Here is a 20,620-nt window from a genome sequence, read left to right as displayed (position 1 = left end):
TGGAGGAACCAGCACATGATCACCGAGCACCTTGACACGTTCGCCGGCCTGCCGGTGGTCGAGTTCGACGGCGAGCGCGGGGCGGGCGACGGGCTGCCGGCGGCCTCGGCGGCGGCCTGGGCCGTCCGGTGCTTCGTCCACGAGAACGGCGCGCAGCTCAGAGACCTCCAGGACAACTTCCCGCTCTTCCTGGAGGCTGTCGACACCGCCGAGGTGACCCATCTGGTCATCGGCTGGTGGGAGTACGAGGAGGACCCGATCGAGTTGCTGATCGGTGTCGCCGACCGGTTCCCCTCGCTGCGGGCGCTGTTCCTGGGCGACATCGTGGACGGGGAGAGGCACATCTCGTGGATCGAGCAGTTCGACCTGACCCCGCTGTTCGCCGCGTTCCCCCTGCTGGAGCACCTCGAGGTCCGTGGCGGTGAGGGCCTGCGGTTCACGCCGATGCGCAACGAACTGCTGAAGGTGCTGCGGTTCGAGTCGGGCGGGCTGCCCGCGAGCGCCGTGCAGAGCGTGACGGCCAGCGACCTGCCCGCCCTGGAGCACCTCGACCTGTGGCTGGGCGCCGACGAACGCGGACGGAGCGTGACGGTCCCGAACCTGGGGCCCATCCTGACCGGCGAGAGGCTCCCGGCGCTGCGGCGGCTCGGGTTGCAGAACGCCGACTGCCAGGACGAGATCGCCGAGGCGGTCGCGACCGCCTCCGTCGTCGCCCGGCTGGAGTCCCTGGCCCTGTCGATGGGCGCGTTGACCGACCGGGGCGCGGAGGCGCTGCTGAACGGGCAGCCGCTGACCCACCTGAAGGAGCTCGACCTCCACCACGCCTTCCTGTCCGACGCGATGGCCGACCGGCTGAAGGCCGCGCTGTCCGGCGTGCGCGTCGACCTGGACGACGCGACCGGCGAACCCGGCTGGCTCGACAACGAGATATGGGACGACTCGGGCTCCTACATCGCGGTCGCGGAATGAGGTTCACCGTGGTCGGCACGCCCGGCGACCGGCGGACGGACGGGTTCGCCGCCGCGTGCCGCTCGTCCGGCCTGGCGGGCCCGGACGTGATCGCCTGGACGGACGTGCTGCGCGGCGCCGAGCCGGAGATCGCGCCGGGGACGGTGCTGCGCGTCGAGTCGCCGGGCGGCGACCCCGAGGCCGACGCGCTGCTGCGCGGCCCCGGCGATCCGGCCCGCGTACCAGGCGGCGCCGCCTGGTACGGGACGTTCACCGCCGCGCTGGAGCGGGTCCGTGCCGCGGGCGCGCGGGCGGGCGTCCGTTCCGTCAGCGACACGGGCGAGATCGCGGTGATGTTCGACAAGCGCGTGTGCCACGCCCGTCTCGAAGCGGCCGGGGTGCCCGTCCCGTCCGCCCTGGGGGAGGTGCGCGGCTACGCGGAGCTGCGCGCGCGGATGGCGGCGGAGAAGGCGGCGCGGGTGTTCGTCAAGCCCGCGCACGGCTCGTCGGCGTCCGGGGTCGTCGCGTTGCAGGTCGCGCCCGGCCGGATCAGGGCCGTCACCTCGGCGGCCATGACCGGGACGGGCATGCTCAACTCGCTGCGGGTCCGCGCCTACCAGACCGAGCCCGAGGTGGCGGCGCTGATCGACGCGCTGGCGCCGGACGGGCTGCACGTGGAGCGGTGGATCCCGAAGGCGTCGCTCGGCGGGCGGGCGCTCGACCTGCGGGTGGTGGTGATCGCGGGGGAGCCCACCCACGTGGTGGCGCGCACCAGCCGGCATCCGATGACCAACCTGCACCTCGGCGGCGCGCGCGGAGACCTCGGCGAGGTGCGGGCGGCGCTGGGCGAGGACGGCTGGCGGCGGGCGCTCGACGCGTGCGCGCGGGCGGCGGAATGCTTCCCCGGCAGCCTCATGGTCGGCGTGGACCTGCTGATCCAGGTCGGGTGGCGGCGGTTCGCGGTCGGCGAGGTCAACGCGTTCGGCGATTTGCTGCCGGGGCTGACCGGCCTACCCGGCGGCGCGGCGGACGGTCTCGACACCTACACTGCCCAAGTCCAGGCCGTCCTGTCGGAGAAGCTCCCCGTATGCACGACATGAACCAGGTCATCGGCGGCCACGACCTGCTGCTGGTGACGCTCGACACGCTCCGCCACGACGTGGCCGCCGAACTCGCCGCGGCGGGCGAGACCCCGACGCTGGCCGGTCTCCTCCCCGGCGGGACGTGGGAGCGGCGGCACACGCCGGGCTCCTTCACCTATGCCGCGCACACCGCGATGCTGGCCGGATTCCTGCCGACCCCTGCGGGCCCCGGCCCGCATCTCCGCCTCTTCGCCGGACGCTTCCCCGGCAGTGAGTCGACGGCGGACGGGACGTGGACGTTCGACGCCGCCGACCTGCCGGCGGGGCTCGCCCAAGCCGGCTACCACACGGTCTGCGTCGGCGGTGTGGGCTTCTTCAACAAGAGGACGCCGCTCGGCTCCGTCCTGCCCGATATGTTCGCCGAGAGCCATTGGGAGCCTGAGTTCGGTGTCACCGACCCTGAGTCCCTGCCCCACCAGATCGACCGTGTCGCCGAGGTGGTCGGGCGCCTTCCCCACGACCGTCGGCTGTTCCTGCTGCTGAACGTGGCCGCGCTGCACCAGCCCAACTGGTTCCACCTCGACGGCGCGACGCGCGAGCACGGCGACTCCAGAGAGAGCCACGCCGCGGCACTGCGCCATGTCGACCGCCACCTGGGACGGCTCTTCGGCCTCATGCGCCGCCCCTGCTTCGTCATCGTCTGCTCTGACCACGGGACCGCGTACGGCGAGGACGGCCATACCGGGCACCGCATCGGCCACGAGGTCGTCTGGACCGTTCCGTATGGGGAGTTCGTACTGAAGTGAGCACCACCACAGGCCCGTACCAGGGCTACGTCTACGCCTACCCCCACAAGACCGCCTACCGGCCGCTCGATCCGGCGCCCACGCTCCAGCAGGTGTGGGACGGGGAGGCGCGCGACGCGCTCTTCCTCTACCTGCACGTCCCGTTCTGCGAGATGCGCTGCGGCTTCTGCAACCTGTTCACGCGGACGGGCGCGCCCGAGGAACTGACCGGCGCCTATCTGGACGCCCTCGAACGGCAGGCCGCCGCCACCAGGGACGCCCTCGGCGACACCTCGTTCGCCACAGCCGCGTTCGGCGGCGGGACCCCCACCTACTTGACGGCCCCCGAGCTGGAACGGCTCTGTGACGTCGCCGGACGCTTCGCGGACCTGCCCGCGATCCCGCTGGGCGTCGAGACCTCCCCGGTTACCGCGACCACCGACCGCCTCACCGTGCTCGCCGAACGCGGCGCCACCCGCATCTCGATCGGCGTGCAGAGCTTCATCGACGAGGAGGCCCGCGCCGCCGTACGGCCGCAGAAGCGCGCCGAGGTGGAGGCGGCGCTCGACCGCATCCGCGCGGTGGGCTTCCCCACGCTCAACATCGACCTCATCTACGGCATCGACGGCCAGACCACCGCCACCTGGCTGCACTCCCTGGACGCGGCCCTGCGCTGGCGTCCGGAGGAGCTCTACCTCTACCCGCTGTACGTACGGCCGCTGACCGGGCTCGGCCGTCGCGCGCGCGACTGGGACGACGAGCGCCTGGAGCTGTACCGGATCGGCCGGGACCACCTCCTCGGCGAGGGCTACGAGCAGGTGTCCATGCGGATGTTCCGGCTGCCCGGAGGCACGGAGAACGGCACCGAGTACTGCTGCCAGACCGACGGGATGGTGGGGCTCGGCTGCGGGGCCCGCTCGTACACCTCGCGCCTGCACTACTCGTTCGAGTACGCGGTCGGCGCGAGCCAGGTCCGCGCCATCATCGACGACTACGTGGCGGAGACGGAGTTCGGCACGGCCCGCGTCGGATTCCCCGTACCCGACGCCGAGCGGCGCCGCCGCCACCTCATCCAGTCGCTGCTCCAGACGGCCGGCCTCGACCGGGCCGGCTACCGGGCCCGCTTCGGCACCGACGCCGCCGACGACTTCGCCGCCGACCTGGCCGGCTTCGCCGAACAGGGCTGGCTGGACCAGGCCGCCGACGTCCTCCGCCTCACCCCCGAGGGGCTCGCCCACTCCGACGCGATCGGCCCCGCGCTGTTCTCACCCGGCGTGCGGACCCTCATGGACGCCTACGAGGCGCGCTGATGGAGCACCTGACGATCCTCTACCGGGGACCGCTCGCGAGCTGCGACTACGACTGCCCCTACTGCCCGTTCGGCAAGCGCCGCGACACCCCGGAGCAGCTCCGCGCCGACCGCGCCGCGCTCGAGCGGTTCACGGGCTGGGTGGCCGAGCAGACCCATCCCGTCTCGGTCCTGTTCACCCCGTGGGGCGAGGGCCTGGTCCGCTCCTGGTACCGGCACGCCCTCATCGGCCTCAGCCGCCTCCCGCACGTCGAGCGGGCCGCGATCCAGACCAACCTCAGCCACCGGGTCGCCTGGACCGCGGACGCTGATCTGGGGACGCTGGCGCTCTGGGCGACGTACCACCCGGGCCAGGTCCCCTACGAACGGTTCCTCTCCAGGTGCCGCGACCTGGCCGAACGCGGCGTCCGGTTCAGCGTCGGCGTCGTCGGGCAGCCCGAGCACCTCGCCGCCGCCCGCCGCCTCCGGGCCGACCTGCCCGCCGGGACCTACCTGTGGATCAACGCGGCCGAGGGCCGCACCTACACCGACGCCGAGGCCGCCGCCTGGACCGGCCTCGATCCCCACTTCGCCTACAGCCGCCACCCGCATCCCAGCCGCGGCCTGCCCTGCCGTACGGGGGAGAGCGTCATCTCAGTGGACGGCGACGGAACGGTTCGCCGGTGCCATTTCGTGCCCACCGTCCTGGGCAACCTCTACGACGAATCGTTCCGTGACGCCCTCGCCCCACGCGGCTGCCCCGTCGACGCCTGCGACTGCCACATCGGGTACGTCCACCTGGAGCCGCTCGGCCTCTACGACGTGTTCGCCGGGGGCATCCTGGAACGCATCCCCCACATGGAGGCTTGACGCGGGCCGATGCCCCCTGGTGACCAGGGGAAGTGGTCACCAGGGGGCATCGGCTCGCGTCAAGGGGGTCAGGTCTGCTTCTCGGGCTGGTAGTCGGCCTCGGGGACGCCGAACGTCCAGGCCACGCCCGCGCGCGCGGTGCGCGTGTCGGGCGGCACCCGCAGGTAGTAGGTGCGGTACGAGCCGTCCGGCTCAGGGGTGGAGTTGACCACCTCGACCATGACGACCGGCTCGTCGCCCGGCAGGTCGATGGACCACAGCACGCCGGTCTCGTCGCGATGCAGGGGACGCGCGCCCGTCTCGGCCAGGTAGCGGTCGTAGCCGAAGATCTCCAGCATCACCCGGCGCAGCTCGGAGTTGGGCTCGCCGGCGATGCGCGCGGCGTCGATCTCGGCCAGGGAGGCGACGAAGTCGGCGGGGATCGGCATGCCGCGCCAGGCGTGCAGGGCGAACCCGCCGGGGTAGGCCAGCGCGGGCCCGTCGCCGCGGTGGAGCCGTCCGGGCTCGTCGCGGTACAGCTCGTCCGGACGCTCGGAGACGACCACCACACGCTCGTAGGGCCACCACCATCCGGCGGAACGGGCGGCCTCGGCGAGGCCGGCCAGCGGCCCGTCGAGCCGTCCGAGCGATTCGAACAGTGCCAGCCAGGGGGCGTCCTGTTGGCCCAGCACCGCATCGAGGGTCGCGGCGCGCAGCAGCGACTCGGCCTCGGAACCGTCCCCGGCCAGCGCCCCGATGGCCTGCCGCACCCGGGCGACCAACCCGTTCACCGGATCCCATAGCAGCCCGCCGGTCTCGGCCCAGGCCGTCGCCCACCGCTCGGGTCCCAGTTCGGCACTGGCGGCGGTGCGCTCCCGTTCCCACGGACGCGTCCGCACGGCGTCGCGGACGCTCGACCCCGCGCCGTCGAGGTCGGCGCCGTCGACGAACCGGGCCAGCTCGGCCATCCCCTCGGTCGCGCCGTACCCGCCGATGAACGCCGCGGCGACCGCCCCGTGCGCGGGGGAGGACACCCAGACGAACCTCTCAGGCGCGTCGAGCCCGGCGGCGGCATAAGCGGCGGTGATGCCCGCCTCGGCCCGCTCACGGTCGGCCGGACCGGTGGCGAAACCGGCCGACTGCCAGTCGCCCACCACGTACTGCGCTCCCCGGACGGCCCCGCCGGGCGCGGTCTCCATCTGCAAGCTCTCGGTCTCCATCTGCCCGCTCAGTCCGCGACCACGCGGGCGGAGCCCGGCACGTACTCGCGCTGCCTGACCACCCGGTACCACCCCTTGGGCAGGGAGATCGCCGCGTGCTCCTCATGGACCAGCAGCCCGCCGGACGGCAGGTGCAGGTGGTCGGGCGTCATCGGGTCGGGCGACCGCCGCAGCGTGCCGGGCGCCTTGAGCGCGTGGGCGTGCCCGGTGACCTCGCCGAGCGCGAGCACCATGCGGCCCCGTCGGTCGCGCGGCGCCGGAGGGAGATCGCGCACGGCGTTCGGGACCGCCTTCTCAGGCACTTGCAGTATGAGGATGTCTCCCTGTCGGTACATACCGCGAAGCTAGCGGGCGGCACCGACACTTCCAGCGCGGCTCAGAACCCGCGCGTACGGCGCGCGGCCGGACGGGCCCAGCGGCCGGAGGCGCTCAGCCCGACGCGCTGGAACGCGCGGACGAGTTCCCCGCCCAGGTTGACGCCCGCGCCCAGGGCCAGCGCCACCGAGATGGCCCCGATGAGGCTCAGCACGCCCGCCTGGCCTTGGCCCGTGTTGAGTTGGACCATGCCCCGGTACAGCAACGTCCCGGGCAGGAGCGGCCCGATCGCCGGGACGATGAAGGGCATCACCGGCATCTGGCGGCGCCGCGACAGCCAGTTCCCCAGCACTCCGACGATGACCGCCGACACGGCGGCGGAGAGCACCGGGGTGACGTTCCAGCCGAGCAGCAGCACGTACAGCACCCAGATCAGGCCGCCGCCGAACGTCGCCGCCAGCAGCGCCTCGCGGGGGACGGCCAGGGACACCGCGAACGACAGCGAGATCGCCGCCGCGGCCAGGAGCGGGACCGGCCGCAGCTTCGGCGCGGCGGTCTGGAGGGGGTTGACCTCGATCGGAGCACCCAGCTTGATCGCCACGTAGACCACCGCGCCGAGCCCCGCCACGATCGCCGCGATCATGAAGAAGACCTCCAGCACCCGGGCGCCCGCGCTCACCAGGTCGCCGGTGATGCCGTCCTGGATGCTCGCCACCAGCGGCCGTCCCGGCAGCAGCGCCAGGATCGCGCCGGTGACGATGGTGGAGGCGTGCGCCGGGTTGCCCATCGCCACCACCAGCGCGGCGGCGGCGGCGCCGATCGACGAGGCCACCGTCAGCTGGAAGAACTCGGCCAGGCCGCGGCGGGCGAGCGCGGCGGCGGCGCGGTCGCCGAGCATGGTCGCGAAGAACGCGGTCATCGCGACCAGGAACCCGCCGCCCGACAGCACACTGGCGGACGCGGCGATCATCCCGAACGCCACGACCATCAGCCAGGGCGGGTACGGCGCGCGGCCCCGCTTGATCTCCGCGAGCCGCGTGTGCGCCTCGTGCAGCTCGAGCATGCCGATCGACGCCTCTTGGACCAGGGCGTGCAGCTTGGCGAGCCGCCAGTACGCGGGCGTGCGGCGCCGGATGGAGCGCGCCGCCGTGACGGGCTGCGCGCCGCTGCCGGGACGCGCGGACACCAGCAGGCTGGTCAGCGTGACCTGGACCTCACAGCGCGGCAGCTCGTAGGCGAGCGCGAGGCTCAGCATCGCCTCGTTCACCCGCTCGGTGGCCTCGCCGCTGGCCAGTAGCAGTTCGCCGACGCGCAGCACCAGATCGATCGCCAGTGGATCGACGAGCTCGCCCGGCTCGTCCTCGGGCGGCTCGGGCGTCGACCCGTCCATCAGGACGTGCCAAGTGCGCCACAACCGTTCAGCTGCCCGCCCCATATGCGACCGTGACCTCCCGCCCTGACAATCCCTCACCGCAGGCTACCTGGCCGGGTTCGCCAGTTGATCACCTGGACCGACCGGATCCGGGTTTTCCACAGAATCCCGTTCTGGTGCGTACCGTCGGCGGCGGCTGGTAGCAAGGAGGGCATGGCCCCTACTGAGCCGTCCGACGACGGCAACCTGCGGAATGACGCCGAACGCTGCCTGCGCGCGCTCGCCGGAGAGCACGCGCGGCTGCGCGACGACCAGTGGACCGCGATCCGCGCCCTGGTCGTCGAGCGGCGCCGGGCGCTGGTCGTGCAGCGCACCGGCTGGGGCAAGTCCGCCGTCTACTTCGTGGCGACCCGGTTGCTGCGCGAGCGCGGCGCCGGGCCCACGGTGATCGTCTCGCCGCTGCTCGCGCTGATGCGCAACCAGATCGACGCCGCCGACCGGGCCGGCATCCACGCCCGCACGATCAACTCCGCCAACACCGACGACTGGGAGGGCGTCTTCGCCGAGGTCGAGGCCGGCGAGGTCGACGTGCTGCTGGTCAGCCCCGAGCGGCTCAACAACCCCGACTTCCGCGACCTGGTGCTGCCCAAGCTGGCCGCCGGCGCCGGCCTGGTCGTGGTCGACGAGGCGCACTGCATCTCCGACTGGGGCCACGACTTCCGTCCCGACTACCGGCGGCTCCGCACGCTGCTCGCCGAGCTGCCGCCCGGCATCCCCGTCCTCGCCACCACCGCCACCGCCAACGCCCGCGTCACCCAGGACGTCGCCGAGCAGCTCGCCGGGGGAGCCGGCCTCGACGACGCGCTCGTGCTGCGCGGCCCGCTCGAGCGCGACTCCCTCCACCTCGCCGTGGTCCAGATGCCCACCGCCGAGCAGCGCATCGCCTGGCTCGGCGAGCACCTCGACCAGTTCCCCGGCTCGGGCATCATCTACACCCTGACCGTCGCCGCCGCGCACGAGATCGCCGGCTACCTCGGCGAGCGCGGCTACCCCGTCGCCGCCTACTCCGGCCAGACCGACCCCGCCGAACGGCTCCAGGCCGAGCGCGACCTGCTCGACAACAAGCTCAAGGCCCTGGTCGCCACCAGCGCGCTCGGCATGGGCTTCGACAAGCCCGACCTCGGGTTCATCGCGCACGTCGGCGCCCCGCAGTCCCCGGTCGCCTACTACCAGCAGATCGGGCGCGCGGGCCGCGGCGTCGACCGCGCCGAGGTGATCCTGCTGCCGGGCCCGGAGGACCGCGACATCTGGGCCTACTTCGCCGGGCTGGCCTTCCCGCCCGAACCCACCGTCCGGGCCACCCTGGAGGTGCTGTCCGACGCCGGGCGCACCCTGTCCACCGGAGCCCTCGAACCCCGCGTCGACCTCGGCCGGGCCCGGCTGGAGATGATGCTCAAGGTGCTCGACGTCGACGGCGCCGTCCGCCGCGTCAAGGGCGGCTGGACCGCCACCGGCGACGCCTGGGTCTACGACCGCGAGCGCTATGAGCGCGTCGCCGCCGAGCGCTCCCGCGAGCAGCGCGCGATGCTCGACTACATCGCCACCACCGGCTGCCGCGAGGAGTTCCTCCGCCGCCAGCTCGACGACCCCGCCGCCGCGCCCTGCGGGCGGTGCGACAACTGCACCGGCCGGCACTGGTCCGCCGACGTCAGCGAGCGCGGCGCCACCCAGGCCCGCGAACGCCTGCGCCGTCCCGGGGTCGACGTCGCCCCACGCCGCATGTGGCCCACCGGCGTCAAGGACGACCTCGGCGTCGCCGGCCGCATCCAGCGGGCGGCCGAGCCGGGACGCGCCCTCGGGCGGCTCACCGACATCGGCTGGGGCACCCGCCTCCGCGAGCTGTTCGCCGGGGGCGACACCGAGGCCACCCCCGAGATGTTCGACGCCGTCGTCAAGGTGCTCGCCGCCTGGGACTGGGAGAGCCGCCCCGCCGGCGTCGTCGCGATCGGCTCCCGCAGCCGCCCCCGCCTGGTCGGCGGTCTGGCCCGCCGCATCGCCGAGATCGGCCGCATCCCGCACCTGGGCGAGCTCGTCCCGCTGGGGGAGCCCATCCCGCGCCGCCACAACAGCGCGCAGCGGCTCCGCTCGGTCTGGCACGGGCTGGCCCTCCCCGACGACGTCGCCGCGGCCGTGCGCGAGGCCGGCGGCCCGATCCTGCTGGTGGACGACCGGATCGAGACCGGCTGGACGATGACGGTGGCCGCCCGCCTCCTCCGCGAAGCCGGCGCGCCCGCCGTCCTCCCCCTGGCCCTGGCGGTGATCAACTAACCCGGACCCCGGGTTCCCGGAGGCCCTGCGGTCGCCCCCGCGACGGCCGCAGGACTCCCGGGAAGTGAAGGGGAGCGGACCGGAGGAGCCGGGCCGCCCGCCCGCGGTCTCGGCCGGCGGACCGCGGGAACGAGAGGAAGTGTTCTATGGGTTAGAAAACGGTGTCCAGTTGTTTGAGAGAACATGCATCGATAAGTTGGACGGGAAATGTCATCACTTCCGGCTCGACTGGACCAGCGGACATTTCACCCCGTGTCGGACTGAACACCGAGGGGACTGTTAACGTCCGTGTCCGTGTCGTTCTCCCTCGATGATCTCCTCGACTGCCCCACGGGGCTGCTCGACACGACGTTCGACCAGCTCCGAACGTTGCTGGTCGTGCACGAGACGGGCTCCGCACTGCGCGCGGCCCGTGCCCTCGGCCGCGAGCAGTCCAGCGTGCAGAAGCAGCTCGACACGCTCAACCGCAACTGCCAGGCGCTGTGCGGAGATGTGCTCACCCTCAGGCAGGGCCGCGGGAAGGACTTCCTGTTCACCCCGACCGGCGAGGCCACGGCCGAGCTCGCCCGCGCGACCATCGCGCAGTGGCTGGAGGCCGTGCACTGGAGCCGGCGGCGGCTGGGCCGGATGCTCACCGTGGGCACCACCGAGTTCACCCTGCCCATCGTGTCGCGGGCCTGGGACCGGGTGTCGGAGGAGCTGCGGCAGCGGGAGGTGGAGTTCAAGGTCGCGCACGTCCGCACCAAGGACCTGTGGTCCCGCCTGGAGACCAAGCAGGTCGACCTGATCTGCGGCAGCATCGTCAGCACGCCCGAGGGCGACCGCCGGCTGCGCGGGTACGAGGTCGTCGAGTACGCCCGCGGCAACGCGCTGCTGCTGACCAACCTCGCCGAGCCGGAACTGCCCGGCGGGACGGTCGAGACCAGCGGGCTGGCGGGCCTGCCGCTGGTGGTGCCGCCCGCCGGCCTGATCGCCGATCTGCTGGCCACCTGGTACGGTCCCGGCTTCCGCGACCGGCTGAACGTCGTCGCCGACATCGACGACGTGAACTACGGGCTGTCGCTGCTGCGCTCCGGCTTCGTCCGCGGCTGCATGATCGTGACCGGCTCCATCGGCCGCCGCGCCGTCCGCCGCTGGGACGGCGACGGCGTCCCGCTGCGGATCCTGGAGCTGCACGACGATCTCGAACCGAAGGCCGAGCTGATGACCGGCGCGTTCGTCCGTCGCGCCGACCTGGAGCGCTACGACGCCGCGCACCCCCTCAACCGCCTGTGGGCCGCGGTCCGCGAGGACGCCCGCACCTACGTCCCGCCCACCTGACCCCCGACCCTCCTGGCCCCCGACCCTCCTGACCCCCGGTCCACCTGGCCCGGCTGCTCGGACGGCGGGCGGAGGGGCGATGGACGGGCGTGCATGCCGGAGAGCCCGGCCCCCTGGGGGACCGGGCTCTCCGGGACGCTCAGTTCTTGATCTGGTTGTCGACGACGTCGAGGGTGGGGCGGGCGCCCAGGTGCTGCATGGCGCGCGCCGCCAGCCGGCAGCCCGCAGTGAGGGCGTCGGTCGGCTGCTGGCCGTCGAGCCACACCGGCAGGAACCCGGCGACGAACGCGTCACCGGCACCCGTCCCGTCGGCGATCTTCTCGACCGGTTCGGCCGCGACCGTGACCGGCTCCGGGCGGCCGTTGGTGTACCAGAGGGCACCGTCCCGGCCGACCTTGATCACCACCTGCGGGTACCAGGCGGTGAGCACCTTGGCGGCCTGGTCGGGATTGTCCCGGCCGGTGAGCACCTCGGCCTCGTCGGCGTTGACCACCAGCAGCCGCGAGCCCTGGGTCCATTCCAGGAACGGCTCGGCGCCCATCCGTTTGAGCGGGGAGGAGGAGCCGCCGTCCACCGAGATGGACATCTGGGCCTTGCGGGCCAGGTCCAGCGTGTGGATGGCGGCCTTCCGGGACCCCTCGTTGATCAGGGCGTAACCCGACAGGTGCAGGTGGGTGCCCTGATTGAACAGGTCCTTGCAGCGTTCGATGTCTTCGGGCAGCAGTGCCGCGTTGGCCCCCGGGTCCGAGAGCATGGTCCGGTCGCCCTTGTGGGTGACCAGGACCACACAGGTTCCGGTGGGGCGTTCCTGGTCCATGACCAGCCGGGCGTCGACCCCGTACCCCATCAGTTCCATGTCCCGGTTTCGGCCCGCGATATCGGAGCCTCGGCGGCCCACGAACGCGACCTCGACCCCTTCCAGGGCGAGCCACGAGGCCACGTTGGCGCCCGAGCCTCCCCCGTGAATCGTTACGGCCGCAGGCGTGTCACTGCCCTTGGCAAGGGGGAACGCGGCACGTGCCACGGTATCTGTCATAAGATCGCCGACCACGACCACGCGCGTCATGGAGTCATCACCTCGATCAACACGGCCCGCGCGAGCGGCATTCTGGGCGTGTGGACGACCGTAACAGCTCTTGAGCCCCGACGAGGTCTCGAACGCGCAGCGAAAGCGGGGATCGCGGCGTTTTTCGAGGACCGGGGCCCTCCGGCCGGTGCCATACCCTCGGGTACGTGACCGAGGGCTATCCGGATCATTGGGAGGCCGACGTCGTCCTCACCGACGGCGGGACGGCGCATCTGCGTCCCATCCGCAGTGCGGACGCCGAGCTGCTGCGCACCTTCTACGCGCGGCTCTCCCCAGAATCGATCTACTACCGCTTCTTCTCGCCCCGCCCGCGGCTGAGCGAGAAGGAGATCCGGCATCTGACCACCGTCGACTACGACCGCCGGACGGCGCTGATCGCCACGATCGGCGAGGAGATGGTGGCGGTCGTCCGCTATGACCGGCTGCCCGCCCGTCCTGCCGACGACGACGCGACCGCGGGTTCGGCGACGGGCTCGGAGGGCACCGGGAAGGACGAGCCGGGGAGTGTGGCCGAGGTCGCCTTCCTGGTGGAGGACGCGCATCAGGGGAGGGGCCTGGCGGCCGTTCTGCTGGAGCACATCGCGGCGGCGGCGCGCGAGCGGGGGGTGCGCAGGTTCGTGGCGAGCGTGCTGCCCGACAACCGCAGGATGACGCGGGTGTTCCGGGAGGCTGGGTACCGGGCCGAGCAGCGGTTCGAGGACGGCGTGATCGAGTTGGTGCTCGACCTGGAGCCGACCGAGACCTCGGTGGAGGTCATGGGGGCGCGCGAGCACCGGGCCGAGTCGCGGTCGATCCAGCGGCTGCTGTTCCCGGGGTCGGTGGCGGTGATCGGCGCGAGCCGGGCCGAGCACTCCGTCGGGCAGACCGTGCTGCGCAATCTGCTGAGCGGTGACTTCACCGGCCCCGTCTATCCGGTGCACCCGACCGCCAAGGCGGTCGCGGGCGTGCGGGCGTACGCGTCGGTTCTGGAGATTCCCGACGACGTCGACCTGGCCGTGGTCGCCGTACGCGCGGACACCGTGCACGACGTCGTCGAGCAGTGCGCGAGCAAGGGCGTGCGCGGCCTGGTGGTCGTCTCGTCAGGTTTCGGGGAGACCGGCCCTGAAGGACGAGCGCGCCAGGAAGAACTGGTCCGTCTCGCCCGCGCGTACGGGATGCGCGTGGTCGGCCCCAATTGCCTGGGCATCGCCAACACCGATCCCGACGTACGGCTGAACGCGACGCTGGCGCCGACGATGCCGGGGCGCGGGCCGGTGGGGTTCTTCTCCCAGTCCGGCGCGCTCGGCATCGCGATCCTGCAACGCACCGCCGAACGGGGGCTCGGCCTGTCCACGTTCGTTTCCGCGGGCAACCGCGCCGACGTGTCCGGCAACGACCTGATGCAGTACTGGGAGGAGGACCCGGCCACCAAGGCGGTCCTGCTCTACCTGGAGTCGCTCGGGAACCCGCGCAAGTTCGCCCGGCTGGCCAGGCGGCTGGGGCGGCGCAAGCCGATCGTGGCGGTCAAGAGCGGGCGCAGCCTCCAGGGCGTCCCGCTCGGGCACGCCGCGCGGGCGCTCAGCCTGCCCGACCACGCGGTCAGCGCGCTGTTCGCGCAGGCCGGGGTGATCCGGGTGGACGACCTGTCGGCGCTGTTCGACGTGGCGCAGCTCCTGGCCTACCAGCCGCTGCCCGCGGGCGACCGGGTCGCGATCATCGACAACTCCGACTCGCTGGGGCTGCTGGCGCAGGACGCGGGCGCGGCGGCGGGCCTGGACGTCCGGCCGCCGGTCGACCTCGGGCCCCGCGCGGGCGCCGAGGAGTACGAGGCGGCGCTCGCCGAGGCGCTGGCCGACGACACGGTCGACGCGGTCGTGGCGCTGTTCGCGCCGCCCACGATCGGCGGCTACGACCTGCGCGTCCCCGAGCAGATCATGCGGCTGGCGGCGGGCAGCACCAAGCCGATCGTGGCGACCTACCTGGGCTCGACGGGTATGCCGGCCGACCTCCGCGTCACCGGGCCCGACGGGGTGGCGGCGGCGGGCTCGGTGCCGTCCTACCCGGCCCCTGAGGACGCCGTACGGGCGCTGGCGTACGTCGTCCGGTACGCGCAGTGGCGGCAGCGGCCACCGGGCCGCATGCCCGAGCTCGCGGGCGCCGACCGCAGGCGCGCGAGGGCCCTGGTGGAGCAGTGGCTCGGATCGGGCGATCCGGTGCACGCGACCGCCGAGCAGGCCGCGGAGCTGCTCGCCTGTTACGGGGTGGCCGTCACCGGTGAGGACCGCGAAGGCGTCCAGGCCAGGATCGTCGCCATGGAGGACCACTCGTTCGGCGCGGTCATCTCGTTCGGCCTTGCGGACGAGACAGCGGCGCTGCTGGACGATCGGGCCTATCGGCTGGCGCCCCTCACCGACGTGGAGGCCGCCGACCTCGTCCGGGCCATCCGCACGGCTCCGCTGCTGCTGGGCCACCGTGGGGCGGAGCCGGTCGACGTGGCCGCCGTGGAAGAGCTGCTCCTGCGCGTCTCGCGCCTTGGCGACGACCTGCCCGAGGTGGCGCGGCTCGAACTCGACCCCGTCGTGGTCGGCGCGTCCGGCGCGTCCGTTCGGCGGGTCGCCCTGCGGTTGGAGCGCCCCCTCGGTCCCCGCCCCGAACTAGGGCCGCGCCGCCTCCCCTGAGCCGGCGGGCGCCTGATTCCGGTGCCCCGGGATTTCCGTTCGGATATCCGGTTCCGGTGTGAGAGGCGAGTTTCGGGCTCAGGACGGCGGAGGTTCCGGGCCGGGGTCGGGTGTCGGCGGGATCGGGTCCGGTGCCGGGCCGGGCGGCTCGGGTTCCGGCGGCGGCCCCGGCGGGATCGGGTCGGGCGCGGGGCCGGGCGGAACGGGCCCGGGGCGCGGCCCAGGTCCGGGCGGCTGCGGGGAAGGGCCCGGCGCCGGTACGGGGGGTGGCTCGGGGGGCGGGATCAAGGGCTCCGGGGCGGGTGCCGGGTCTGGTCCGGGACGCGGCACCGGCGGCGGCGGCGGAAGCGGGTCTCTTGCGTCCATGCCTGTTCCCGTACCCCGAGGGCATCGGAATGACCGCGTTCGGGGGCGGTCGTGTGCGGAGCCCTCCCGGGACAGGGCAGGATGGGGCCATGAGGGAAACCCGAGCGACGCCTCACGGGTTGCGCACCGCGATCGAGCGCAGCGGCTACTATCCGGCCCTGGTCGCCGACGCGGTCGAGTCGGCGATCGGCGACGAGCGCGTGCTCGCCTACGTGGTGCACCACGAGGCGGCCTTCGACCCGGCCATGGAGGTGCGGCGGCACGTCACCGTGCTGGTGCTGTCGCCCACCAGGCTGCTGGTCTGCCATACCGACGAGCATCCGCCCGGCGAGGGCATGGCCCAGCCGCACGCGTCCACCACCACCGAGGCCGTCAAGCTGGACCGGGTCCAGTCGGTCGCGGTGACCCGGGTCGTCCCCGACCCCGCCTCGTACGTGCCGGGGGTGCCGCCGACCGAGGTCGTGCTGACCATCGGCTGGGGCGCCATCGCGCACATCGACCTTGAACCGGCCACCTGCGGCGACGAGAACTGCGAGGCCGACCACGGCTACACCGGCAGCGTCACCGCCGACGACCTGTCCCTGCGGGTGAGCGAGGCCGCCGACGGCGCCGACGCGGTCGGCCAGGTGCTGGCCTTCGCCGAGGAGCTGGCCGCCGCCACCGCCCGATGACCGCCCCGCCGGAGCCCGCCCCGCGAGGCGCCGGACGGTCGGAGGCCGGGCCGCCGCCGGTACCCCGGTACGGGGCGGGGGCGCTCGCCGACCTTCCGTTCTCCGTGCTGGGCGCGCTCGGCGTGCCCGGCATGCCGGACACGCTGGGGCTGCCCCAGCTCCCGCGCGCGTGCGTGCTGATCATCGACGGGCTCGGCTGGGAGCAGCTCCGCGCCCGTCCCGGCCACGCGCCCTACCTCGCCTCGCTGGCGGGCGGACCGCTGACCGCGGGGTTCCCGGCGACGACCGTGACGAGCCTGGGATCGCTGGCCACCGGCCTGCCGCCCGGCGGGCACGGGCTGCTCGGCGTCCAGGTGGCGGTCCCCGGCACCGGCCGGCTGCTCAACTGCCTGCGCTGGCACGACGACACCGTCGATCCGGCCGAGTTCCAGCCTGCGCCCACGATCTACGAGCTCGCGGCGGCCAACGGCATCGCCGCCTCCTACGTCGCGCACGGCTCCTACCGGGGCAGCGGCCTGAGCCGCGCCACCGCCCGCGGCGCCGACTACCGGGCCGCGGGCGGCCTCGGCCAGCTCGTCGGCCAGGCGGGCCGGGCGCTGCGCGCGGGCGACCGGTCGCTGGTGACGGTCTACCACGCCGATCTCGACTCGACCGGCCACCGGTTCGGCGTCCGGTCGGACGACTGGGCCCACCAGCTCCGCTTCGTCGACCTGCTCGCCCGGGAGCTCACCGAGGCCCTGCCCGCCGGGACGGCCCTGTACGTGACGGCCGACCACGGCATGGTCGACCCGTCCGAGCGGATCGACGCCGACGCGGTCCCCGGGCTCCGGGACGGCGTCGCCCTGCTCGGCGGCGACGCCCGCGCCCGGTACGTCTACACCGAGCCGGGCGCCCACGCCGACGTGCTGGCGTCCTGGCGCGACATCCTGGGCGACCGCGCCTGGGTCCGGTCCAGGGACGAGGCCGTCGCCGAGGGGTGGTTCGGGCCGCTCGCGGCCGGGATGATCGAGCGCATCGGCGATGTGATCGCCGTCCCGCACGGCGATCTGGCCATCGTCGCCTCCCACCGGGAGCCGTGGCTGGACGGCATGGTCGGCATGCACGGCTCGCTGATCCCGGCTGAACAGCTCGTCCCCCTGCTGAGGGTGACCAACCCCTGACGGCGACAGACTCCGCCGCCGCCTCCGCATGGCATGGGGTGGAGCGTCAGGTGCGGTCCGCGGCCTGCGGCATCGCCTCCACGTCGTGTCCGGGCGCGGCCGGGCGGCCGGTTCGCAGGGTGAGCGCTATGGCGGCCCCCACCACGGTCACCGCGGCGGCGACCCATCCGGCGGTGCGCAGGCCGCCGATCGAGGCTTCGCCGCCGGGGCCGGTGTTGACCAGGGCCACGAGCGCGGCCAGCCCCACGGCGCCGCCGATCTGCTGGGTGGTGGAGGCCATCGCGGACGCGACGCCCTGCCGTTCCGGGGCCACGCCGGACGCGGCGGCCACGAACATGGCCGTCCAGGTGATGCCCTGGCCGAGGGCGAGCAGCGCGATGCCGGGCAGCAGCGCCGGGTAGCCGCCCGCCGGCGCCATCCCGAGCGCGAGGCCCGCCATTCCGGCGGCGCCGGTCAGCAGGCCGGCGAGCAGCGTGCGGCGCACCCCGGCCGCGCCCAGCAGCCGTTCGCTGATCTTGGTGCCGGCCAGGCCGATCACGCCGCCGGGCAGGAACGCCAGGCCGGTCGCGAGCGCGCCGTACCCGCGCAGGTCCTGGAGGTAGACGGTCAGCGTGTAGTACTGCGCGCCGAAGGTGCCCATGAAGACGAACGTGATCACCATGGCGGTGCCGAGGCCGCGGTTGGCGAGCAGGTCCAGCGGCAGCACCGGGTTCGCGGTGCGCGACTCGACCGCCGCGAAGAGGACGAGGAGCAGCGCGGCGGCGGTGAGCGCGCCGGCGGTCTCCGGGGCGTCCCAGCCGGTCTCGGGCGCCTGCACGAGGGCGTAGACGAGCAGGGTGCCGCCGAGGGTGGCCGTCAGGGTGCCCGGGAGGTCGAAGCCGCGGCCACGCCCGGCGCGCGGGTCGGCGGGGATGACGGCGAACGCGGCGGCGATGCCCGCCGCGGCCAAGGGGACGTTCACGATGAACACCGACGCCCACCCGAAACCGCTGGTCAGGATCCCACCGAGCAGAGAGCCGAGGGCGAGGCCGACGCCGCCCGCGCCACCCCAGACCGCCAGCGCCCGGTTGCGGGGGCGGCCCTCGGCGAAGCCGACGTTGATCAGCGACAGCGTGGCCGGGAGCAGCAGCGCGCCGCCGAGGCCCTGCACGGCGCGCGCGGCGATCAGCGCCCACGGGGCGCCGGCCAGGGCGCCGAGGAGCGATGACAGGCCGTAGAGGGACAGCGCGAGGACGAACATCCGGCGTCGTCCGAGGCGGTCGGCCGCGCGTCCGCCGAAGAGCAGGAAGCCGCCGAAGGCGACGGCGTAGGCGCTGACCACCCACTGGAGGGACTGGGCCGTGAAGCCGAGGTCGCGGCCGATCGCGGGCAGCGCGACGTAGACGATGTTGTAGTCGATGGCGCTGATGAACTGGGCGAACGCGAGCAGCGCGAGCATCGGCCCGGTGCGCCGCCGTGCGGTGGGGGACATGGGGGTCCTTTCTCCAGAGATAGAGTGGTCGACCACTCACACTTGACGCCGAAAGAAGGGCCGCCGGTCGGCGGCCCGGGGGACGGCCGGTCGGGGCGCGGTTCCGGCGGCCCGGCTGGCCGGTCGTTCAGCCGTTCGTTCAGCCGGTCAGGGTGCGCGCCCAGGGCGCGTCCACCGAGCCGGCGTCGATGCCGGTCATCACGTTGCCCAGCAGTCCGCGCGCGAAGAACGCCCGGATCTGGGCGTCGGACGCGCCCGAGGCCGCCCGGACGTACTCGACCTGCCGCGCGTAGCAGGTGCGGATCGCCTCGCCGATCGCCGCCTCGCTCGCGGCGCAGGAGGCGTGCAGCAGCACTCTCAGCAGGTCGCGGTCCTCGATGAACCCCTCGTACGCCGCCGCCATGGCCTCCAGTACGGCGGCGGGGTCCGCGCTGGACGCGCCCGCGGCGCCCTCGGCATGGCACTCGCGGATCCGCGCGGAGCAGTGGTCGACGACCGCCACGAACAGGGCCTCCTTGTCGGGGAAGAGGCGGTAGAGGTACGCCTGCGAGATGCCCGCGGCCTTGGCGACCTCGGTCGTGGTGGTCCCGTAGTAGCCGCGTGCGGCGAACGCCTGGATCGCGGTGCGCAGCACGGTCTCCCGGCGCTCCTCAGCGGTGGACAGCCGGCGCTGCGGACTGATGGCGGACATATGAGTAATAAACCACTCACACCTGGCGAGTGCAACCCGTTCTTCGGGGGCGGGGGTCCTGGAGGGCGTCTCCGCTGCGTAGGCTGCGGTGTTGTGATGAACCGGGATTCGCCTCTCCCTAATCCGGGCGGCGAAGGTCAGACTGGCGATGTGCACCCTCTCATCGAAGTGCCCGCATTGGACCGGTTGACCCGGCGGCAGGGGCCGCCGGTACTGCTGGACGTGCGATGGCATGTGGCGGGTCCGCCGGGGATCGAGTCCTACCGCCGGGGCCATCTGCCCGGCGCGGTCTTCCTCGACCTCGACCGCGACGCGACCGGCCCGCCGGGGCCGGGCGGGCGGCACCCGCTGCCCCCGCCGGCCGGGTTCGAGGCGGCGATGCGGCGGGCCGGGGTGTCGGGCGACCGGCTCGTGGTCGTCTACGACGACGCCGACTCCACCGCCGCCGCGCGCGTCTGGTGGACGCTGCGCTACTTCGGCCACGAGCGGGTCCGCGTCCTCGACGGCGGCTACCGGGCCTGGACCGAGGCGGGCGGGGCCGTGACCACCGCCGAGCCGTCCGCCGAGCCGGGTGACTTCGTGGCCCGTCCGGGACGGCTGCCGGTGCTCGACGCCGAGGGCGCCGCCGCGCTGGCCAAGGCGGGGGTGCTGCTCGACGCGCGGGCCGCCGAGCGGTACCGCGGCGAGACCGAGCCGATCGATCCGGTGGCCGGGCACATCCCGGGCGCGGTGAACGCGCCCACCTCCGGCAACGTGGGGGTGGACGGCCGGTTCCTGCCGCCGGAGCTGCTGCGCGAGCGGTTCGCGCAGCTCGGCGCCACCGACGCCGTCGACGTGGCCGCCTACTGCGGTTCCGGCGTGACGGCGGCGCACGAGGTCCTCGCGCTCACGCTCGCCGGGGTGCCCGCCGCGCTCTACGTCGGGTCCTGGTCGGAGTGGGTCGCCGACCCCGCCAACCCGGTCGCCACGGGCGAATCCACCCTGAGGTGACCTGGGCCTGGCCCCCGGCC

Annotated in this window: 17 protein-coding genes; 11 read left to right on the top strand and 6 right to left on the bottom strand. The window is 73.7% G+C overall.

The window, feature by feature from the left end:
- The first annotated feature begins 15 nt into the window (after window positions 1-15).
- Genes QP090_RS23335 through QP090_RS23315 form a run of 5 tightly spaced genes read left to right on the top strand, consistent with a single transcriptional unit; the run spans window position 16 to window position 4,973 of the window.
- Window positions 16-969: an STM4015 family protein gene (locus tag QP090_RS23335; RefSeq protein ID WP_285941262.1), complete on the top strand. Its 954-nt coding sequence runs from the start codon at window positions 16-18 to the stop codon at window positions 967-969.
- Window positions 966-2,048: an STM4014 family protein gene (locus QP090_RS23330; RefSeq protein ID WP_285941261.1), complete on the top strand. Its 1,083-nt coding sequence runs from the start codon at window positions 966-968 to the stop codon at window positions 2,046-2,048. The genes QP090_RS23335 and QP090_RS23330 overlap by 4 nt, the downstream gene beginning before the upstream one ends.
- Window positions 2,036-2,836, top strand: coding sequence for an STM4013/SEN3800 family hydrolase (locus QP090_RS23325; protein WP_285941260.1), 801 nt, complete (start codon window positions 2,036-2,038; stop codon window positions 2,834-2,836). The genes QP090_RS23330 and QP090_RS23325 overlap by 13 nt, the downstream gene beginning before the upstream one ends.
- Complete coding sequence (locus tag QP090_RS23320) at window positions 2,833-4,125, top strand: STM4012 family radical SAM protein (protein WP_285941259.1); 1,293 nt, start codon at window positions 2,833-2,835, stop codon at window positions 4,123-4,125. Before QP090_RS23325 ends, QP090_RS23320 begins: the two co-directional genes overlap by 4 nt.
- A complete protein-coding gene (locus QP090_RS23315) occupies window positions 4,125-4,973 on the top strand; it encodes an STM4011 family radical SAM protein (RefSeq protein WP_285941258.1) in 849 nt (282 codons plus the stop codon). Before QP090_RS23320 ends, QP090_RS23315 begins: the two co-directional genes overlap by 1 nt.
- A gap of 68 nt (window positions 4,974-5,041) precedes the next feature.
- Here the strand turns inward: QP090_RS23315 and QP090_RS23310 are convergent, their stop codons facing one another.
- From QP090_RS23310 to QP090_RS23300, 3 genes are read right to left on the bottom strand one after another with little or no spacing between them, the layout of a single operon-like run.
- Entirely contained in the window at window positions 5,042-6,172 is a 1,131-nt protein-coding gene (locus QP090_RS23310; protein WP_285941257.1) for a DUF6745 domain-containing protein, read from the bottom strand.
- A gap of 8 nt (window positions 6,173-6,180) precedes the next feature.
- On the bottom strand, window positions 6,181-6,507 hold the full coding sequence (locus QP090_RS23305; protein WP_490393329.1) for a DUF8820 family protein: 327 nt from the start codon (window positions 6,505-6,507) through the stop codon (window positions 6,181-6,183).
- Window positions 6,508-6,548: 41 nt separating this feature from the next.
- Window positions 6,549-7,877: a threonine/serine exporter family protein gene (locus QP090_RS23300; RefSeq protein ID WP_285941255.1), complete on the bottom strand. Its 1,329-nt coding sequence runs from the start codon at window positions 7,875-7,877 to the stop codon at window positions 6,549-6,551.
- A 195-nt stretch (window positions 7,878-8,072) separates the two neighbouring features.
- On the opposite strand from QP090_RS23300, the gene QP090_RS23295 reads away from it, so the two are divergent.
- Window positions 8,073-10,187 (top strand): RecQ family ATP-dependent DNA helicase, encoded by a 2,115-nt coding sequence (locus tag QP090_RS23295; protein ID WP_285941254.1) that lies wholly within the window; start codon window positions 8,073-8,075, stop codon window positions 10,185-10,187.
- Window positions 10,188-10,481: 294 nt separating this feature from the next.
- Window positions 10,482-11,507 carry a LysR family transcriptional regulator gene (locus QP090_RS23290; protein WP_285941253.1) on the top strand — a complete coding sequence of 342 codons (1,026 nt, stop codon included), beginning with the start codon at window positions 10,482-10,484 and terminating at the stop codon, window positions 11,505-11,507.
- 139 nt (window positions 11,508-11,646) lie between these two features.
- Here QP090_RS23290 and QP090_RS23285 read toward each other — a convergent pair whose 3' ends face one another.
- Complete coding sequence (locus QP090_RS23285) at window positions 11,647-12,573, bottom strand: carbohydrate kinase family protein (RefSeq protein ID WP_285941252.1); 927 nt, start codon at window positions 12,571-12,573, stop codon at window positions 11,647-11,649.
- A gap of 167 nt (window positions 12,574-12,740) precedes the next feature.
- Between QP090_RS23285 and QP090_RS23280 the strand changes: the two genes are divergently transcribed.
- From QP090_RS23280 to QP090_RS23270, 3 genes are all read left to right on the top strand, one after another.
- Window positions 12,741-15,251 carry a bifunctional acetate--CoA ligase family protein/GNAT family N-acetyltransferase gene (locus QP090_RS23280; RefSeq protein WP_285941251.1) on the top strand — a complete coding sequence of 837 codons (2,511 nt, stop codon included), beginning with the start codon at window positions 12,741-12,743 and terminating at the stop codon, window positions 15,249-15,251.
- 455 nt (window positions 15,252-15,706) lie between these two features.
- Window positions 15,707-16,288: a DUF5998 family protein gene (locus QP090_RS23275; RefSeq protein ID WP_285941250.1), complete on the top strand. Its 582-nt coding sequence runs from the start codon at window positions 15,707-15,709 to the stop codon at window positions 16,286-16,288.
- On the top strand, window positions 16,285-17,448 hold the full coding sequence (locus QP090_RS23270) for an alkaline phosphatase family protein (protein ID WP_285941249.1): 1,164 nt from the start codon (window positions 16,285-16,287) through the stop codon (window positions 17,446-17,448). Before QP090_RS23275 ends, QP090_RS23270 begins: the two co-directional genes overlap by 4 nt.
- 46 nt (window positions 17,449-17,494) lie before the next feature.
- Here the strand turns inward: QP090_RS23270 and QP090_RS23265 are convergent, their stop codons facing one another.
- Window positions 17,495-18,919 carry an MFS transporter gene (locus QP090_RS23265; protein WP_285941248.1) on the bottom strand — a complete coding sequence of 475 codons (1,425 nt, stop codon included), beginning with the start codon at window positions 18,917-18,919 and terminating at the stop codon, window positions 17,495-17,497.
- Between the two features lie 139 nt (window positions 18,920-19,058).
- Entirely contained in the window at window positions 19,059-19,610 is a 552-nt protein-coding gene (locus QP090_RS23260) for a TetR/AcrR family transcriptional regulator (protein ID WP_285941247.1), read from the bottom strand.
- 150 nt (window positions 19,611-19,760) lie between these two features.
- Between QP090_RS23260 and QP090_RS23255 the strand changes: the two genes are divergently transcribed.
- Window positions 19,761-20,600, top strand: a complete 840-nt coding sequence (locus QP090_RS23255; protein ID WP_285941246.1) for a sulfurtransferase — start codon at window positions 19,761-19,763, stop codon at window positions 20,598-20,600.
- The last annotated feature ends 20 nt before the right edge of the window (window positions 20,601-20,620 follow it).

Origin of the sequence: Actinomadura xylanilytica, from assembly GCF_030283145.1 — a bacterium.
Taxonomy (GTDB): Bacteria; Actinomycetota; Actinomycetes; order Streptosporangiales; family Streptosporangiaceae; genus Spirillospora; species Spirillospora xylanilytica.
This window is presented reverse-complemented; position numbering and strand designations above follow the sequence as displayed.

Excerpts from the sequence above, each read along its gene's own strand:
- QP090_RS23335 (WP_285941262.1), top strand. The coding sequence starts at position 16 with ATGATCACCGAGCACCTTGACACGTTCGCCGGCCTGCCGGTGGTCGAG.
- QP090_RS23330 (WP_285941261.1), top strand. The coding sequence starts at position 966 with ATGAGGTTCACCGTGGTCGGCACGCCCGGCGACCGGCGGACGGACGGG.
- QP090_RS23325 (WP_285941260.1), top strand. The coding sequence starts at position 2,036 with ATGCACGACATGAACCAGGTCATCGGCGGCCACGACCTGCTGCTGGTG.
- QP090_RS23315 (WP_285941258.1), top strand. The coding sequence starts at position 4,125 with ATGGAGCACCTGACGATCCTCTACCGGGGACCGCTCGCGAGCTGCGAC.
- QP090_RS23310 (WP_285941257.1), bottom strand. The coding sequence starts at position 6,172 with ATGGAGACCGAGAGCTTGCAGATGGAGACCGCGCCCGGCGGGGCCGTC.
- QP090_RS23305 (WP_490393329.1), bottom strand. The coding sequence starts at position 6,507 with ATGTACCGACAGGGAGACATCCTCATACTGCAAGTGCCTGAGAAGGCG.
- QP090_RS23300 (WP_285941255.1), bottom strand. The coding sequence starts at position 7,877 with ATGGACGGGTCGACGCCCGAGCCGCCCGAGGACGAGCCGGGCGAGCTC.
- QP090_RS23295 (WP_285941254.1), top strand. The coding sequence starts at position 8,073 with ATGGCCCCTACTGAGCCGTCCGACGACGGCAACCTGCGGAATGACGCC.
- QP090_RS23285 (WP_285941252.1), bottom strand. The coding sequence starts at position 12,573 with ATGACGCGCGTGGTCGTGGTCGGCGATCTTATGACAGATACCGTGGCA.
- QP090_RS23275 (WP_285941250.1), top strand. The coding sequence starts at position 15,707 with ATGAGGGAAACCCGAGCGACGCCTCACGGGTTGCGCACCGCGATCGAG.
- QP090_RS23270 (WP_285941249.1), top strand. The coding sequence starts at position 16,285 with ATGACCGCCCCGCCGGAGCCCGCCCCGCGAGGCGCCGGACGGTCGGAG.
- QP090_RS23265 (WP_285941248.1), bottom strand. The coding sequence starts at position 18,919 with ATGTCCCCCACCGCACGGCGGCGCACCGGGCCGATGCTCGCGCTGCTC.
- QP090_RS23260 (WP_285941247.1), bottom strand. The coding sequence starts at position 19,610 with ATGTCCGCCATCAGTCCGCAGCGCCGGCTGTCCACCGCTGAGGAGCGC.